At 63.4% G+C, this 16,251-nt stretch carries 16 protein-coding genes; 7 read left to right on the forward strand and 9 right to left on the reverse strand.

All coding sequences use genetic code 11. The annotated features are described in order from the left end of the window. Positions 1-55: 55 nt before the first annotated feature. Positions 56-1,537: an RNA polymerase factor sigma-54 gene (locus M0D66_RS11865; protein WP_200653021.1), complete on the reverse strand. Its 1,482-nt coding sequence runs from the start codon at positions 1,535-1,537 to the stop codon at positions 56-58. Positions 1,538-2,068: 531 nt separating this feature from the next. Here M0D66_RS11865 and M0D66_RS11870 point away from each other — a divergent pair. Beyond that, positions 2,069-2,407, forward strand: coding sequence for a BON domain-containing protein (locus tag M0D66_RS11870; protein ID WP_054035360.1), 339 nt, complete (start codon positions 2,069-2,071; stop codon positions 2,405-2,407). A gap of 109 nt (positions 2,408-2,516) precedes the next feature. Here the strand turns inward: M0D66_RS11870 and M0D66_RS11875 are convergent, their stop codons facing one another. The 4 genes from M0D66_RS11875 to M0D66_RS11890 all read right to left on the reverse strand — a co-directional run bounded on the left by M0D66_RS11875 (position 2,517) and on the right by M0D66_RS11890 (position 4,802). Continuing rightward, a complete protein-coding gene (locus M0D66_RS11875; RefSeq protein ID WP_200620541.1) occupies positions 2,517-2,969 on the reverse strand; it encodes a PA2169 family four-helix-bundle protein in 453 nt (150 codons plus the stop codon). A 232-nt stretch (positions 2,970-3,201) separates the two neighbouring features. Further along, positions 3,202-3,795, reverse strand: coding sequence for a hypothetical protein (locus M0D66_RS11880; protein ID WP_211706703.1), 594 nt, complete (start codon positions 3,793-3,795; stop codon positions 3,202-3,204). Positions 3,796-3,897: 102 nt separating this feature from the next. Continuing rightward, complete coding sequence (locus M0D66_RS11885) at positions 3,898-4,242, reverse strand: DUF1488 domain-containing protein (protein WP_093635847.1); 345 nt, start codon at positions 4,240-4,242, stop codon at positions 3,898-3,900. Further along, the gene (locus M0D66_RS11890) at positions 4,239-4,802 is read right to left on the reverse strand and encodes a DUF4142 domain-containing protein (RefSeq protein ID WP_200620540.1); all 564 of its coding nucleotides are present in this window, start codon (positions 4,800-4,802) and stop codon (positions 4,239-4,241) included. The genes M0D66_RS11885 and M0D66_RS11890 overlap by 4 nt, the downstream gene beginning before the upstream one ends. Before the next feature lie 285 nt (positions 4,803-5,087). Between M0D66_RS11890 and M0D66_RS11895 the strand changes: the two genes are divergently transcribed. After that, positions 5,088-6,392, forward strand: a complete 1,305-nt coding sequence (locus M0D66_RS11895) for a DNA topoisomerase IB (RefSeq protein WP_211706704.1) — start codon at positions 5,088-5,090, stop codon at positions 6,390-6,392. A 33-nt stretch (positions 6,393-6,425) separates the two neighbouring features. Here the strand turns inward: M0D66_RS11895 and M0D66_RS11900 are convergent, their stop codons facing one another. Together M0D66_RS11900 and M0D66_RS11905 are read right to left on the reverse strand one after the other, a co-directional pair. Then, the gene (locus M0D66_RS11900) at positions 6,426-6,701 is read right to left on the reverse strand and encodes a hypothetical protein (protein WP_211706705.1); all 276 of its coding nucleotides are present in this window, start codon (positions 6,699-6,701) and stop codon (positions 6,426-6,428) included. Between the two features lie 88 nt (positions 6,702-6,789). Then, positions 6,790-7,080 carry a hypothetical protein gene (locus tag M0D66_RS11905; protein WP_211706706.1) on the reverse strand — a complete coding sequence of 97 codons (291 nt, stop codon included), beginning with the start codon at positions 7,078-7,080 and terminating at the stop codon, positions 6,790-6,792. 201 nt (positions 7,081-7,281) lie between these two features. On the opposite strand from M0D66_RS11905, the gene M0D66_RS11910 reads away from it, so the two are divergent. The 3 genes from M0D66_RS11910 (at position 7,282) to M0D66_RS11920 (ending at position 9,892) form a co-directional block, all read left to right on the forward strand. Next, complete coding sequence (locus M0D66_RS11910; protein WP_200620537.1) at positions 7,282-7,809, forward strand: PRC-barrel domain-containing protein; 528 nt, start codon at positions 7,282-7,284, stop codon at positions 7,807-7,809. Positions 7,810-7,937: 128 nt separating this feature from the next. Next, positions 7,938-9,281, forward strand: a complete 1,344-nt coding sequence (locus M0D66_RS11915; RefSeq protein WP_211706707.1) for a sodium:proton antiporter — start codon at positions 7,938-7,940, stop codon at positions 9,279-9,281. A gap of 41 nt (positions 9,282-9,322) precedes the next feature. Beyond that, positions 9,323-9,892 (forward strand): aromatic acid exporter family protein, encoded by a 570-nt coding sequence (locus tag M0D66_RS11920; RefSeq protein ID WP_093635857.1) that lies wholly within the window; start codon positions 9,323-9,325, stop codon positions 9,890-9,892. On the opposite strand, the gene M0D66_RS11925 is transcribed toward M0D66_RS11920, so the two are convergent. Next, a complete protein-coding gene (locus M0D66_RS11925) occupies positions 9,889-10,830 on the reverse strand; it encodes an AraC family transcriptional regulator (protein WP_211706708.1) in 942 nt (313 codons plus the stop codon). The two genes, M0D66_RS11920 and M0D66_RS11925, sit on opposite strands and share 4 nt — an antisense overlap. Before the next feature lie 117 nt (positions 10,831-10,947). Here M0D66_RS11925 and M0D66_RS11930 point away from each other — a divergent pair, with 117 nt between their 5' ends. Then, entirely contained in the window at positions 10,948-11,304 is a 357-nt protein-coding gene (locus M0D66_RS11930) for a carboxymuconolactone decarboxylase family protein (protein WP_175051551.1), read from the forward strand. Between the two features lie 101 nt (positions 11,305-11,405). On the opposite strand, the gene M0D66_RS11935 is transcribed toward M0D66_RS11930, so the two are convergent. Continuing rightward, positions 11,406-12,455, reverse strand: coding sequence for an aldo/keto reductase (locus M0D66_RS11935; protein ID WP_211706709.1), 1,050 nt, complete (start codon positions 12,453-12,455; stop codon positions 11,406-11,408). Between the two features lie 341 nt (positions 12,456-12,796). Between M0D66_RS11935 and M0D66_RS11940 the strand changes: the two genes are divergently transcribed. After that, on the forward strand, positions 12,797-16,132 hold the full coding sequence (locus M0D66_RS11940; RefSeq protein ID WP_266210781.1) for an autotransporter outer membrane beta-barrel domain-containing protein: 3,336 nt from the start codon (positions 12,797-12,799) through the stop codon (positions 16,130-16,132). The last annotated feature ends 119 nt before the right edge of the window (positions 16,133-16,251 follow it).

A 16,251-nucleotide genomic window follows, 5' to 3' on the forward strand; every position in this document is an offset into this window, starting at 1 on the left:
GCACTGAGACTCGCGTGGCGCTTCGCTGAAGCCCTGGCCCCGAAGGGCAACGCGTTTAAACCTGGCGACGCAATTCCGCCGGCGGCACTTTCATCAAGTGACGATATTTCGCCACGGTACGCCGTGCCACCAGTACACCCTGATCCGCGAGCATCTTCGCAAGCGTCACGTCCGACAGCGGATCGTGCGTGTTCTCCGCGGCGATCATTTCCTTGAGCAGCGCGCGCACGGCCGCGGCCGAACAGGTACCGCCGCTTTCTGTGCCGAGTTCGCGCGGGAAGAAGTGCTTGAACTCGAAAATACCGCGCGGCGTGGCCATATATTTGTTGCCGGTCGCACGCGAGATGGTGGATTCGTGCAAACCGAGTTCCTCGGCTACATCGCGCAGCACCATCGGCTTGAGCGCGATTTCACCGTACTGGAAGAAGGCTCGTTGATGCGCGACGATGCACTCGGCCACGCGTTGAATCGTATCGAAGCGCTGCTGCGCATTGCGGATCAGCCAGCGCGCTTCCTGCAATTGCTGCGCGAGCGGCGAGCGGCTGGCACCGGCCGACTGCGCGAACAGCTCGGCATACATGCGATGGATGCGGGCGCGCGGCTGCACGGCCGGGTTGATCGTCACCGCCCATTTGTTGCGCACCTGACGCACGATCACGTCCGGCACCACGTAGTTGTCTTCGGTACGGCCGTAGTTGTTGCCCGGCTTCGGATCGAGCTTGCGCACCAGCGCGCAGGCCACCCGCAGTTCCTCGGCGCTGCAGCCGATCTGCTTTTGCAGTTCAGCCTGTTCGCGACGCGCGAGGCGCTCCAGGTGATGGTCGACGATTTGCCGCGCCACATCGCGTCCCGGCGTGTCAGCGGGCAACGCGTTGACCTGCAGCGACAGACATTCGGATAACGAGCGGGCGCCAAGACCGGGACGATCGAGCGATTGCACGAGGCGCAGCGCCACCAGCAATTCTTCTTCAGTCAGTTCGGGTTCGAGGTCGACGCTGTCGGCGAGCTCGGAGAGTTCCTGACGCAGATAGCCGTCGTCATCGAGCGCCTCGATGATAAAACGGGCCACCGCGCGGTCACGGTCGTCGAGTCGATAGAGACGCAGCGAGTCGTGCAACTGCTCGCGCAAGGTCGGTTGGGAACGCGCCCATTCAGCGGGATCGCTACTGTCGGAGTCGCCGTTCTGGCGCGTCGAACTACGGGTGCTGTAGTCGCCCGAAAAGTCGCCGGGTACGTCGTCCTGCCCTGCGCTTTCCATTGTGTCGCCAGCGCTGTTGTCGACCGGTGACGATTCAGGTTCGGCCGCGGCGACCGTGTCCGTGGCGGGCGTCCCACCGACGTCATCGCCTGGCGTTGCAGTGGCGAGCGCGACGTCTTCCGTGTCGGTCGAGTCGTACTCGAGGAACGGATTGGTGTCGAGCGCGGTGCGCAACTCCTGCTGGAACTCGAGAGACGACAACTGCAACAGACGCACCGATTGCTGCAGACGCGGCGTGAGTGCGAGGGACTGCCTTGCGCGTAGTTCGATTGACGGCATTGTAGTGAGGTCCCGTTAATAGCTTGGAAAAGGTATCTGGCCTCAGTAGAGCAACTGTCATACCAGCTCGCCCAACACACTGTTTTTTCTAAGTTTTGCCTTTTCAGGCCCGCCAATTGCGCAGTGGGCGCGCGCCCTTTTTACAAGGACCCGGCAATTTCCGGTCGCCGGCCTTACGGACCGTCGAACAGCCCGCCGCACGTGGCCGCCCCTCTATTCCTCAGCCTAAACGCATGTGCAGCACCGGCTTGTCCCGGCATCGGGCATTCGTGCGGTGTACCGGGCACACAGCTTGCGAATCAACACGGTGTGGACGGACGTGGGTCTTTGCACGCGAGTCGATCGCGAGGTAGCGCAAGCAGCAACGTAGCCACGCAAACGAAACACATGCATAGACCGTCGTCCGGTGTCGATAACGGGCCCTGACGGAACCGTAGCGGCAACGACCCCACGCGAGTCATCAACGGTTTCGGCCGCGATCGACCGCAGGTAACAAGACCGCATTTTTTATCAACACCCGAAGGAGAAACCATGAAGACCATCCAACTTCTGAAGACCGCAGGCAGCATCGCTTGTGTCGCATTCGCTCTGAACGCTACGGCGCAAACCAGCGGCTCGGCCCCGTCGGCAGCATCCGAAACTATCGGTCAGCACGTCGACGACGGCACCATCACCACCAAGGCCAAGGCCGAACTGCTCAGCGCGAAGAACGTCAAATCGACTCACATCCACGTGAAGACCCGCAAGGGCGTGGTGTGGCTCACGGGTTCAGTGCCTTCGTCTGACGACAAGGCCGCAGCAGGGGAAGTCGTGAAGGGCGTAGATGGCGTCTCGAGCGTGAGGAACCATCTGAAGGTCGTAGCGGAATAACTGCGCGGAACAACAGCAGCGTCTTCGCTGCTGTTGTTGTCCAGCTTCAAAAAACCGGCGTTCTTGTGAGCGCCGGTTTCCTTTTCTACCTGCAGTTTTCTATCTGCAATTACGGCCTGGCCGCAGCGTACTGATCGCGTAAGTCACGCACGCGATCATGGTTTTGCAGTACGCCCTGGTACTGACGCTCAACCAGCGCCCGGACGTCCAGCGGCAACTCCTTTTCAAGCGCGTCGTGATAGCGCTTTTTCGCAACGTCTTCGCCCTTTTCGCATTCGGCGAGGATCTCGTGATCACTGCGATCCGACACAGCCGACTTCACGTCGACCCAGCCGCGATGCAGCGCACCGCTCATACTGCCGCCTGTTTCGGGCTTGCCGCCCAGCGCCTGAACCGCATCCTGCAATTCACGCGCACCACGCGTGCAGTCTTCGGCGCGCGACAGAAACAGCGATTTCAGCTGCGCGTCATGCGCGTCTTCTGCCGCCTTGCGAAAGCCCTTCTCGCCATCCTTCGACGTTTCGACCAGATCGTTCAGCACGGAGACAACGTTCGTAGCCATTCAATACCTCCAGGGGTTTCGTTAATCGAGGAATCCGCCGCTACGCACTTCCATGTAGCCGCGGGGTTCGCATGTCTATGCGCATGAGGCGTGCCCGGCTCGCGAATACCCCGGCATGAATGCAAAACGGCCCGACATTTGCCGGGCCGTTCTGTGGGTTGCAGCGTCTCCACTCAAGCGAAAGCGATCGCCTTACTCATTGCCTCATTTATTGCCTCATTTATTGCTTCACTCAGGCATGCCGTTCGCTGAATTCGCCGAACTCGTTGAGTGGTTCGGGCGTTTTGAGCGGATCGAAGTCGGCCCAGCGCCCTTGCTGCCAGCGCCCGCTCGCGCGTTCGATCGCGAGGCCCCCTGCTTCGCGCAATACCTTAGCCGCGTCGAACTGATTGTCGGGCGATACATGCACGGCAACCAGCACGCCGGAGTCGCGCAATTCCTGATGGAAGCGCAAATGGTGGTGGCCGGCCTCGCCGCCTTCGCGCGTGCGCGCCATCGCCCCGGCGAGGGAGCCTATGTATGCGCCGACGCCGGCCGCGATCAGCGAGACGAGAATCGGCGCCGAAAACGCCGCGAAGATCCCGACGCCGACCACAGCGCCCACTACCGCGCCGATCGTCACGCCCATGCCGGCGCCCTTCGGGGCTTCTCTCGCGCCCGGATCGGTGCCGGTATCGCCGCCGATCGGATAGCGCGCGTGCTGGCCACGCGGATTGACAAAAAACAGCGTGACGTCTTCTTCGACGAAACCTGCGTTGAAGAGCTTTTGCGCCGCATCTTCGGCGGCGGGGAAAGTCGTAAACCGTGCTGCGACGATGAGTGACATAAGGCCTCCTTACATCGTTGAAACGCGTTTTGCGGACCCTGCCGCCACACGGCATCGCGCTGCGCTGCAAAAATCCACGCGGGAGGCAGGCGTGTGCCCGGACTACGCGGCGGTGCCGCGATCGGGCTCCATGCCTTCCACTCTGAACAGTCCACTATGCAACACTACGCCTTCACCGGCGTTCTGGTCGAGTGCTTCTGCGCAAACCGAGCGGATGCGATTGCGCCCCTTGTCAAAAGCAGCCATCAGGGCGGATTCGAGCGCGGAATCGGCGCCGAAATGATCTTCCAGCGCCTCGGCCGTAATCGCGCACACAACCGCTTCGCCGTCGACGCGCGCCATGAAGCGCACAGTCAGATTCGCTCCGTCGAAGAGCGGCTTGTCGTCGGGAAAAGTGATCTGCATAAGGGAGTCCTCATAGGCCGGCCGGGGCAGGATCGCGTTCATGACGAACCCTTCATTGAACCGGCCAGTTGCTGCGCCATCGCGAGGTGATGTTTGATCGTCGGCAGCGCGTGCGCGGCGGCCGCCTTCAGTTGTGAGTCGGTGCCGCTCTGGCTCTCCTGCTGGAACAGGTCGACCGCTCGCTGATGCGCTTCCACACCGATCTGCTCGACGTAGGCCTGATCGAATTCGTTGCCCTTGAGCGTCTGCAGTTTTCCGACCAGCGCCGAATCGGCGGACGGCGTCGTGGCAAGCCCCTTCTTCGCGACGATTGCGGCCATGCCGTGCGAGAGTTTCGTATGGTCGGCGATCATTTGCTGCGCGAATTTCTTGACGTGCGGATCGCTCGAATTCTTGAGTGCGATTCTGCTTGCCGCGATTTCGGTGGCGTCGGCCTGTGAGGCATCCTGCACGAACTGCTGGTCTGCAGGCGAGAGCTTTGTGCCGCTCACCGGCGCAGCGCTAGCGGGGGCGTCACTGGCTTGTGCGTATGCAGGCCCGATCGACGCTGCGCCAAGCCCCAGCGCAACAGCCATCACTTGTACGGAATATCGGAATTTCATACGTTTTCTCCCTGGTCGATCTGTCTTCCGAAGCGGGCTGAGCTATGAGCTCGCGGTATTTCAGAACCGCTTCTGCGTCCCTTGTCTCTGTCCGTTCGTTACGTCCCTAGTCAGCAAAAGACGTGCCCATGCCTGACCGCCGCCTTCAGCACCGGTAGCAAGGTGCGTAAGGACTGTTCCGTCCAAGCGCGCCACCATGCGCAAAGCGCGCTGCGGGCATCGCTTTTGCTCGCGGCCAGTCATCGGCGCATTCGCGCTTCATGCTTGAAACTTCTACCTGCAACCATGGCTGCCACGACCCAACCGATGCAACGCCGCACGGAGCGCGCTGGACGCGCGGACGAAACCGCCGCGCAACGAGCCACTCCTGCCGACCTGCCGCCGGGCCTGCGCCATGCCGACGACAGCAAGCCCGGCTACACACGCAAGCGTGAAAAAGACGGCTTCATCTACATCGACCTGAGCGGCAAGCGCATCGACGACGAAGAGGAAATCAAACGCATCAATGCCCTCGCCATTCCGCCCGCTTACGAAGACGTCTGGATCTGCCCCGACGCGCGCGGCCATATCCAGGCGACGGGCCGAGACGCACGCGGCCGCAAGCAATACCGGTATCACCCACGCTGGCGCGAGACACGCGACGCCGACAAGTACGAACGCATGGCCGAGTTCGGCCGCGCGTTACCGAAAATCCGCGCACGCGTCGCTCGCGACCTGAAGCTGCCGGGCATGCCGTGCGACAAAGTCTTCGCGGCGATCGTGCAGTTGCTCGACACGACGCTGATCCGCATCGGCAGTGTGGAATACGCGCGCGAGAACCAGTCGTACGGTTTGACGACGCTGCGCAAGAAGCATGTGAAGATCGAAGCGGGCCAATTGCGCTTCAAATTTCGCGGCAAAAGCGGCATCGAGCATGACGTGACGGTGGACAATCCGCGCATCAAACGCATCGTGCGCCGCTGCGCCGAACTGCCGGGCCACGACCTGTTTCAGTACCTCGACGAAGACGGCACGCGCCGCACGATAGGGTCGGCCGACATCAACGACTACCTGCGCCGCGCGAGCGATGCCGACTTCACCGCGAAGGACTATCGAACGTGGGCCGGCAGCGTCTATGCCTTGGCCGCGCTACGGCGGCTGGTGTGCAGCAGCGCTACGGAGGCGCGCCGCCATATCGTTGCGACGGTCAAGGATGTGGCGGCGCTATTGCGCAATACGCCCGCGGTTTGCCGGCGCTGCTACATCCATCCGGCGGTAATCAGTGCGTTCGAGGCGGCCGAGTTGCAGAGCTTGCCACCTGGCCAGGCACGCCGTGGATTGAGAGCGGACGAAGTGGCATTTGCCACGCTGCTTGCCCATGCGGAGAAACGTGCGGCAAAGCTGGCACGCACGGCCGGCGCCAAGGGCCGCAAGATGCGGGAGACGGCGGTGACGGACAGCATCAACGGCTCCTTGACCACTCTGTTGAAAAAATCTCGCGTGGTGGCGCGCAAAAACGCTGCGGCGAAGACCGGCACGCAAACCGCACGGCGGTCGGCCGCGTCGCGCGAGGTCACGGCATCGCGTGACGCCAAGCAGGCGGCTCGCTGAGCAAAACTGAGGTTCGGATCTCCGACCAACCTCTTATTGACTGGCGCCGGAGGCCGCTGAGGCTGCGCCAGACCTACTCGCCGCTTCGGTTGCGGCAGCCGCCGCCGCGCCGCTGCTCGTATCTGCAGTACTGCCGGTGGCCGCGTTGCCGTTCATCACGCCGCTGCTGGCCAGCGCGGAACTGGCGGCAGTAGACGTATCCGCGCTGCCGTTATCGGACCGTTTGCAGCCTGCGGCCGCGGTCAATAACACCACCGCTGCCACGATCAGCACCTGCATGCCCGCGCATTGTCTGGATAGCTGTTTCATCTTTCTCCTCCGTCATCGGTCAGGTGAATCCGCAACTGCATGACGCGAGCGCGGATTCGCCTGCCATCATTGATGTTCATCGCCTGCGTTATTGGCCGTTCGTGCCGCTGCCCGCGTCCGCACCCGGTGTACTGGTCGAATCGCTCATCGGCTTCTTGGTCTTCGCCTTCGACTTCGACATGTGATGCGTTTTCGAGCCGCTGGCACTCATTGCCCCCGAAGTCGACCCTGCGGATGCCGCATCATGTGCGGCGTTGTTGCTCGAGCCAGCGGATCCGCCTCCGCCCGCGCCGCCGTTACCGTTGCCGCCCGCTTGCGCGAAAGCGACGCTCGACATCGCGACCAATGCCGACACCAGCAATGCTTTTGAATAGTTCATCGAAGTCTCCCTAAGTGAATGGACGGCGTTTGCCGCTTGCAGCGCGAGCTTGTCCAATCCGTGCTTCTGCCGCTCGAGCTGGGCACTGGCACTCATGCTGTTGGCCAAAGCCGCAGCAAGGGCTATGCCGCGCTGCTGCGAATCGAAGGAACGCCGATTGCTCAGTTCTCTCCACACATCGAACCGGTAAGGAGAAACATCATGCTCAACCAGACACAGACCCAAGGCGGCACGCGGCAGGGCCAAGGCGCACGTATCGTCGGCAAAGGCAGCGCGACTGCAGACGGTCCCGGCCCGGAAGTCATGGCCGCGGCCACCCTGGATGGCAACAAGGTGATTAGCAGCGATGGCGAAGACATCGGCAAGGTCAAGGACATCATGCTCGACGTCGGCTCGGGTCGTATCGCCTATGCAGTGCTATCAAGCGGCGGCTTTCTCGGCATCGGCGACAAACTGCTGGCGATTCCCTGGCGTGCCCTCACGCTCGATACACAAGAGAAGTGCTTCGTCCTCGACATGACCGCCGAGCGCGTGAAAAACGCACCGGGGTTCGACAAGGACCACTGGCCGGCCATGGCGGACCAGACATGGGCCACGTCGGTACATCAGTACTACGGCAGCGAGCCCTACTGGGGACGCGACCCGTATGACCGGCGCGACGATCTGGGTGCCGGGGACATTCCGGCGGGGTCGTCTGATGCACCGGAGGCCGGCGGGTTGAAGCTGTAGATCCCGTTGTAAATCCTGTCGTTCGCACACAGGTTGCGGGCAGGTGCGGCTCGTTGCTTCGAGCCGCACCTGCCTTGATGTGCCGGCCGCGCATGCGTCACCTGCATGCCGGCCCCAACCGGATCCTCATGCACGAAACACTGTGGTTTCTCATCGTCGGCGCCGTGCTCGTGTTTATGGGCGTGGCAGCGACGACGCTGCGGCGCCTGCCCGTTAGCGCCGCCATGTTCTACCTCGCGATCGGCTACGCCCTCGGGCCGTCCGGCATCGACCTGTTGCGCCTCGATATCGTCGCCGATGCACATTTGCTACGAGCCGTCACCGAAGTCGCGCTGCTGGTGTCGCTGTTCGCCATCGGGCTGCGTTTGCGGCTCGGCGTATTCGAGAAGCTCTGGACCATACCGCTGCGCCTCGGCTTCCTCGCCATGCTGGCGACTATTCCTCTACTCACGCTGTTCGGCGTCTACGTATTGCATCTTGGCTGGGGCCCGTCCCTGCTGCTCGCGGCGATCCTCGCCCCGACCGATCCGGTACTCGCTCATGACGTCCAGGTGCACAATCCCGGCGACCACGACCTGCTGCGCTTCGCGCTCTCCGGCGAAGGTGGCCTGAACGACGGCGTCGCGCTCCCCTTCGTCATGCTCGGCCTCGCGATATGCGCGGCGCCTGCCACTCCAGTCACCGACGTGCTGAGTTTCCGGCTCGCCGGCAGCATCGTATGGGGCGTGGCCGGCGCAATCGCGATCGGCGGCCTGCTCGGCTGGGTGACAACACATGCGGTCACCTGGCTGCGTACGCGCCATGCGCAGGCCCTCGGTCTCGAGGGCTTCTTCGCGTTGGGCCTGATCGAACTCTCGTTTGGCGCCGCGCAACTCGCGCATACGTATGGCTTTCTGGCGGTGTTTGCCGCGGGCGTCGCGATGCGCCGCGCCGAGCATCGCGCGAGCGGCGGCGCTTCACCTCGCGAGGCGATCGGTACGGTCGATTCCGAAGACGTCGAAGCAACCGCGGCAAATCCGAGCAAAGCCCATGCGTATATGACGGAGTCGGTGATGGGCTTCACGATCGAACTAGAACGCATCGCGGAGGTGGCGGTGATGGCGATGGTGGGCAATGTGCTCGCCACGCTGCAAGCACCGCTTCTCACCTGGCAGACGGTCGCGCTCACGGTTGCTCTGTTCGTGCTCGTACGGCCGGCGTCGGTGGAATTGTCGCTGCTGGGGTCGAGCGCGACGCTAGCGCAGCGGCGTTTGATGAGCTGGTTCGGCATCCGCGGAATCGGTTCGTTTTACTACCTGGCGTATGCACTCGAACACAGCGTGGCATCCGACGTCGTGCCCCTGGTGCCGCTCACGCTGGCGGTCGTTGCGGCTTCGGTCGTGATTCACGGCGTCTCGGCTACGCCTCTGATGAGCTGGTACCACAGCCTGCGCAGCAGCGAAAACCACGATGTCCGCCGTGGACCTCGCTAGAATACGAGTCCCTCGTGCTGCAACAAGCTCCTCCCCATTCGATGACCGCTCCCGACGAATCAAGACGTGAAGCGCGGACGAACGCCGCCAATTCGCTGTTCGCTTTTCTCAAGGCGCTGCCGCTGGGCGACCGGCTGGCCGAAGGCAGTGTGATGGCCGCGCAGGCGGTGGCCGGCGGCAGCCTCGCCTTCGTAATCGGCCGTTGGCTGCACACAGAGCAAGCCTTCTGGGCCGCGATTACGGCGATTGCGGTCAGCCAGCACAGTTATATCGACACGCGCAATCTGTCGCGCGATCAGTTCATCGGCGCGATGGTCGGGGCCGTCTGCGGGCTCATCGGCGCAACCCTCGGCGGTGGCTATCTCGCCGCTTACGCGGCCACCGTTGGCGCGGCGATTCTGATTTGCTGGGTCGTGAACGTGGGCAGCGCCGCGCGTCTGGGTGGCATTACGGCGACGATCATGCTGCTGGTGCCGGGCGTCGGTTCGCCGTGGGACAGGGCCTTGCTGCGCCTCGGCGAGGTCACGTTAGGCACCGTCTGCGCACTGCTCGTGACCTTGATCATGTCAAGGATAGAGAAGCACTGGTTCGGCCGACCCGACAAAGCCTAGCCGGACTTCTGATCGTTCTCTTGCGGCTGACGCCGGTAACGTCCCGGCGTCGCGCCGACGCTCTGCTGAAACGCCTTGCCGAAGGCGGCTTCCGATTGATACCCCACGGCCTCACCGATCTCCGCGGCGCTGCGCTGCGTGCGCAGCAGCAGATCGCACGCGATCGTCATACGAATCTGCGTGAGGAAATCCATCACCGTCATACCCGCACGCTCGTTGAAATGGCGTGCGTAAGTCGCGCGGGACATCGCCGCGCGTTCGCCCAGTTCGGCAATCGTCCAGGCCCGTTCGGGGGCGCTCAACATGCTCTGTACGGACGCGCCCAGACGCGCATCGGCCAACAGTGCCAACACGCCTGCAGTCGATGCATTCTGTTCGCCGTGCACGCGCAAGGCCATTGCGAATAGCGCGTGGCTCAATGCGGTGACGATCGCGAGCGCGCCGGGCTGACGTTGCTCCGCTTCGGTTCGCATCAATGCAATCACCGTCTGCAACGCGCCGAGCGTTTGCACGCTGCCGAGCGACACATGAAATGGGTCGGGCAACGCGTTGAGCAGCAACGCCGAGGAACCGGGCGCGTAGACGAACCGGCCGCATAGCAGATCGAGATCGGCGCCGCCCTCGTGCTCGTCATTGCGGCGCAACGGCAGCATGCCGTCATGACTCAACGTCAGCGGCGCGGTGGCAACTGTCCGCCCGATATCACGCACCCGATGCGCGGCGCCACGCGGGAACAGCATGAAATCGCCCGCCTGCAGCACAACCTGCGCGCCACCCGCAGTCTCGACGACGCATTCGCCGTCCAGCACCAGATGAAACGGTGCAATGCCCGCCTCCATTGGCGTGTGATCGATGTCGAAGCCCCCCGTGAGCAGGCAACGCAGATCGAGGCTGGCTTGCGGCCGGGCGAGGTCGATCAGTCGGCTGAGCGTATCCATGAGACGGTCGCGCTAAAAGTTGAGCGAATCGAGTATTCAGGATATCGCGGCACAGCGCAATACTTTGCCTAACGACACCGGCACCCGCCGGAGCCTGGCAAACAAAGGAGCACTGTCATGTTGAACTGGATCGATTACCGCAAGGAACTGTTCGGCCGCATCGGCGAGATCGCCAAACTGTCGCCGGATACGGTGAAGGCCTATCAAACGATGTCGAGCGCGGGCCAGAAGGCCGATCTTCTCGGCGCGAAGACGCGCGAGCTGATTTCGCTCGCGGTGGCCGTGAGCTTGCGATGCGACGGCTGTATCACCGTGCATACCGCCGAAGCGCTGAAACACGGCGCGACACGTGAAGAGATCGCCGAAGCGCTCGGCGTGGCGGTCGCGATGAACGCGGGCGCCACCATGGTGTACTCGGCACGCACGATGGACGCCGTCGCCGCTTATCAGGCGGATAGCAAGCCGGCAGCGTGAGGCAGGCGGTGTAGCGACGTGATGGCACGCCGCTGCACCGCTCACCCACGACCTATCCGCCGTGCAACGCGAGCCGCGCACGCCGCGGCTTGCAGCTGGCGCTACGCCGGATGACGCGCCTCTTCAAGCTGCTTGCGGCGCACCTCGCCCTGGCGTTCCAGCATCCAGCCCGGGTACTCAGCGGGCAGCGTGCTGACCTTATCGAGTTTCGCAAGGTCATCGGCGGTCAGCGTGACCCCCGTGGCAGCGATGTTGTCGTCGAGTTGCTCGATTTTCTTCGCGCCGACGATCACCGAGCTCACCACGCGTTGATGCAGCAGCCACGCAAGCGCGATCTGCGCCACCGACACTTTCTTCGTCTCCGCGATATCGCGCATCACGTCGATACAGTCATAAGCGCGCTCGCGATTGACCGGCGGGAAATCGAATGTCGTGCGACGGCTGCCCGCCTCGCCCTGCTGTTCGCGCCCATATTTGCCGCTCAGCAAGCCGCCCGCGAGTGGACTCCACACCATCAGTCCAAGCCCTTCGCTGTGCAGCATCGGCACGAGTTCGCGTTCGAGGTCGCGGCCCGCCAGCGTGTAATACGCCTGTAGCGATTCAAAGCGCGCGAGGCCGAGGCGCTCCGCGATGCCCAGCGCCTTCACGATCTGCCATGCGGCCCAATTCGACACCCCGACATAGCGCACATGGCCATGCTGAACCAGCGTATCGAGCGCGCGCACGGTTTCTTCGATCGGCGTGGCCGGATCGAAACCGTGGATCTGATACAGGTCGACGTGATCGAGTTGCAGGCGTTTCAGGCTCGCCTTGATCCCGTCGATGATGTGATAACGAGAGGCGCCACGCGCGTTCGGAAACTCTGCCGTCTGACCGAAGACTTTGGTTGCGACCACAACCTTGTCGCGCGGCACTTTCAGGTTCTTCAACGCCTGACCGGTGATCTCTTCGGATAGGCCATCAGCATAAACGTCGGCCGTGTCGATGAAATTGATGCCCGCATCGAGCGCCCGGCCGACCAGCCGCTCCGCGTCCCCCTGCTGCAGATCGCCGATCTGCTTCCAGATGCCCCCGCCACCGCCGAAGGTCATCGTGCCCAGGCACAGCTCCGAAACAAACACACCGGTACGGCCTAACTGGTTGTATCGCATCGTCGAGACTCCATCGTGGATTCGTGGATCGGTGAGCCGTACAGGGTACTGCACCCGGCAAATTTCGGCAGGACCCGGCGCGCGTCCTGATCCGCCGCCCGACGAACGAATGTTTCAAACCACTTACGGTTCCCGCAGGAGTTACCGCAGCGCTTTTTCGGTCCGGAAAAAATGCCTTCTCCTGCGAAGAGCGAGGCGCCATGCGGGTCTCGGTCAAGCGTCGGCGATTCGCAACATATTCGTAATGTTATGTCGGGGACGTTTGGAAAGTTTTGGTAAGGCGTGTATAAGTCGGACCATTCCGCTCGTATGGTGCAGTGCCTTTAACAAGGACCGTGCGTATGAAGAAGAAGAAAACGTTTGGAATCGGCCTCGGCAGCGTCGTGCTGCTCACAAAGGCATTCACCCCCTCAGCCATGGCCGCGTGCAGCAATACCGCGCCGCCGAGCAATACGACAGTCACCTGCACGGGCAGCGGCATCGCCGCCGTGATTGCGCAAACCGGCAGCACCGGTGTGACGATCAATGCCGATAGCACCGCCTCGGGCAGCTTCGTGCGCAGCGCCAATCCGGTTATCTTCAGCGTCGACACCAACAGCACGATCAACAGCAGCGGCAACTTCACACTGACGGGAGGCGGCGGCACGGGCACCGTGCGCGGCGCGGTATTGCTCGGCGTGGGCAATGGCAATCAGATTACCAACGCGAGCGGCGCCGTCATCACCACGACCGGCGCCTTCAACGACGGCATGGCCGCCAACGGCAGCGGCAACACGCTGACCAATCGCGGATCGATCACCACCAGCGGTCCCAACGCTTACGGCATGACGGCCGCGTGGGGACAAACGAACGTCGGCCAGTTGAACAACACGTTGATCAACAGCGGCAGCGTGACGACCTCGGGCAGCAACGCGCGCGCGGCATCGATTCTGGGCGGCAGCGGCACCATCAACAACAGCGGCACGTTGACTACCACGGGCTCGGCCAGTCCAACCGCTTATCTGCAAGGCAATAACGACCAGTTGATCAACAGCGGCACGATCAGCGCGAGCGGCAGCGGTTCGGATGCGGTGTTTTCCAACACCGCGGGATCGAGCTTCGTGGCGACGATCCAGAACCTCGCGGGCGGCAGCATCATCAGCCAGAACGGCTCCGGCATCCGCACGCTCAACGGCAACAGCACCATCATCAATGCGGGGCTTGTGCAAAGCGGTATCGGCACGGCCATCACGATGGGCAACGGCAACGATTCGCTGATTCTGCAAACCGGATCGGTGATCAACGGCGCAGCCGATGGTGGCGCAGGATCGAATACGGTGACCTTGCAAGGCTCGGGCACGGCGTCGAATGCGTTCACCAACTTTCAGACCTTGCTGATGCAAGGCACGCTGTGGAACTGGACCGGTAGCGGGACCTTCACGCTCGCACATGTGCAAACCGGCACGCTGAATCTCACCGGCACGTTAGGCGCGAGCGCAACGGCGCTCGTCGATAGCGGCGCGACCTTGCAGGCGACTGCGCAGAACCTGCCCTCCACCGTGACCGACGATGGACTCGTGCGGTTTGCCCAGGATAGCGCGGGCACCTACACGGGATCGATCAGCGGCACCGGCGCAGTGGATAAAACCGGTGCCGGCGTGTTGACGCTTGCACCGGCTGCGGCGAGCGGCAACACCTATTCGGGCGGCACGACGATCGATCAAGGCACGATTGCCGTCGGCGCGGACAACGCGCTCGGCGCGAACACTGGCGGCCTCACGTTCAACAGCGGCACGCTGCAATTGACTACAAGTTTCGACCTCGCCGCCACACGTGCCATCACGTTGGCCGCGGGCGGCGGCACGATCGATACGCAATCCTTCGATAGCACGCTCTCCCAGGCGGTGAGCGGAACCGGCGCGTTGACGAAAGCCGGCAGTGGCAGCTTGCTGATGACCGGCGTGAGCACCTATAGCGGCGCAACCACGGTCGCAGCGGGCACCCTCGCGATCGGCGACGCCACCCATGCCAGCGCCGCGCTGACGGGCGGCGGCGCCATCACGGTGGCCGCAGGTGCGACGCTCGGCGGCTATGGCAGCGTGACGGGCGCGGTCACGAACAACGGCACGCTCGCGGTGGCGAATGCAGTGCCGTCGTTTGCCAGCGAAGGCAATGGCGCGTTCTCGATCAACGGTTCGCTGGTGAATGCCGGACTCGTGCAGATCGGCGGCCCTGCCGCCGGCGGTGTGGGCAACCGCTTGAATGTGGCGGGCAACTACACCGGACAGGACGGCACCATCGGCCTGAACACCGTCGTCGCCGGCGACGGCGCGGCGTCCGATCGCCTCGTGCTCAGCGGCGGAACGGCCACTGGTTCGACGCACTTGCAAGTCACGAACGTCGGCGGCCAGGGCGCACAAACAGTAGCGGACGGCATTCAGGTGATTCAGGCGACCAATGGCGCCACCACCGCCTCGAGCGCCTTTACGCTGGCTGCACCGGTGAAGGCCGGCGCGTATTCCTACTATCTGGCCAAAGGCGGTGTGAGCAGCGGCACGACGGACAACTGGTATCTGCGCAATACGGTTGCGCCGCTGCCGACCGCAACGGTACCCGGCCAGCCGCCGGTCACGACGCCGGGCGCCCCTGGCGAACCACCCGTTGTCGCGTCGGGCGTGCCGATTGCGGCCGAGGGCACGCCGCCCTTGCCGCCCGCGCCCCCCGCTGGCTCGGCCGCCATACCGCTGTATCGCGTCGAAGTGCCGGTCTACGCCGCAGCGCCCGGCGTCGCGCGTGAGCTCGGCCTGATGCAGATCGATACGTTTCATGACCGGCAAGGCGATCAGGCCTTGTTGAGCGAAAGCGGAAAATTGCCTGCCGCGTGGGGTCGCGTGTGGGGCGGCCATAGCGTGCTGAGCCAGAACGGCACGGCAAGTCCGCAATTCGACGGCTCCGTGTATGGCATCCAGGCCGGGCAGGATCTTTACGCGGATCGCAGCGCGAGCGGCCAGCGCAATCACTACGGTTTGTTTGTCGGTTTCGCGCGGGCCACCGGCGACGTCGACGGCTTCGCGCTCGGCATGCCCAATCTCGCGGTAGGCCACCTTGCGATCAACGCGTACAGCCTCGGCGGCTACTGGACGCATATCGGCCCAAGCGGCTGGTACACGGACGCCGTGCTGATGGGAAGTTCGTTGACCGTCGATCCGGATTCGCGCGACGGCCTCAATACGACGACTCACGGCAACGCAGTGACCGGCTCGCTCGAAGGCGGTCTGCCGATTCCGCTCGGCGCGGGGCTCACGCTCGAACCGCAAGCGCAACTCGTGTGGCAGCACCTGTCGTTGTCCGATTTCAACGATGGCGTATCGAGCGTCGGCTTCAACAGCGGTAATACTTTCGTCGGACGAATCGGCGCGCGCCTGCAAGCTCAGTTCGATGCCTTCGCAATCGCCTGGCGGCCCTATCTGCGTGTCAGCTTCCTACGCGAATTCGGCTCCGACGACAAAGTCACCTTCGGCGGCGGGACCGTGATTCCGGGCACTGTCGGGCAAACCGCGGCGCAACTCGGCGCGGGCGTGGTCGGCAAATTCAGCACGTCGGGCAGCGTGTTCGCGACGCTCGGCTGGGTGACGAATCTGGGTGGCGCACACCAGAGAACGGTGACGGGCGACGCAGGCGTACGCTGGGTCTGGTAGTTTTGCGCCGGACTGTGCTGCAGGTGCGGTGCGGTCCGCACCTGCGGTTTTTGCCGCCTTATTCAGCGCGATTGCCGCCACCCAGGCATCGGCAAAGCCGCCGAAAACCTGCCAGACTG

Origin of the sequence: Paraburkholderia sp. SECH2, from assembly GCF_030464795.1 — a bacterium.
Lineage (GTDB): Bacteria > Pseudomonadota > Gammaproteobacteria > Burkholderiales > Burkholderiaceae > Paraburkholderia > Paraburkholderia aspalathi.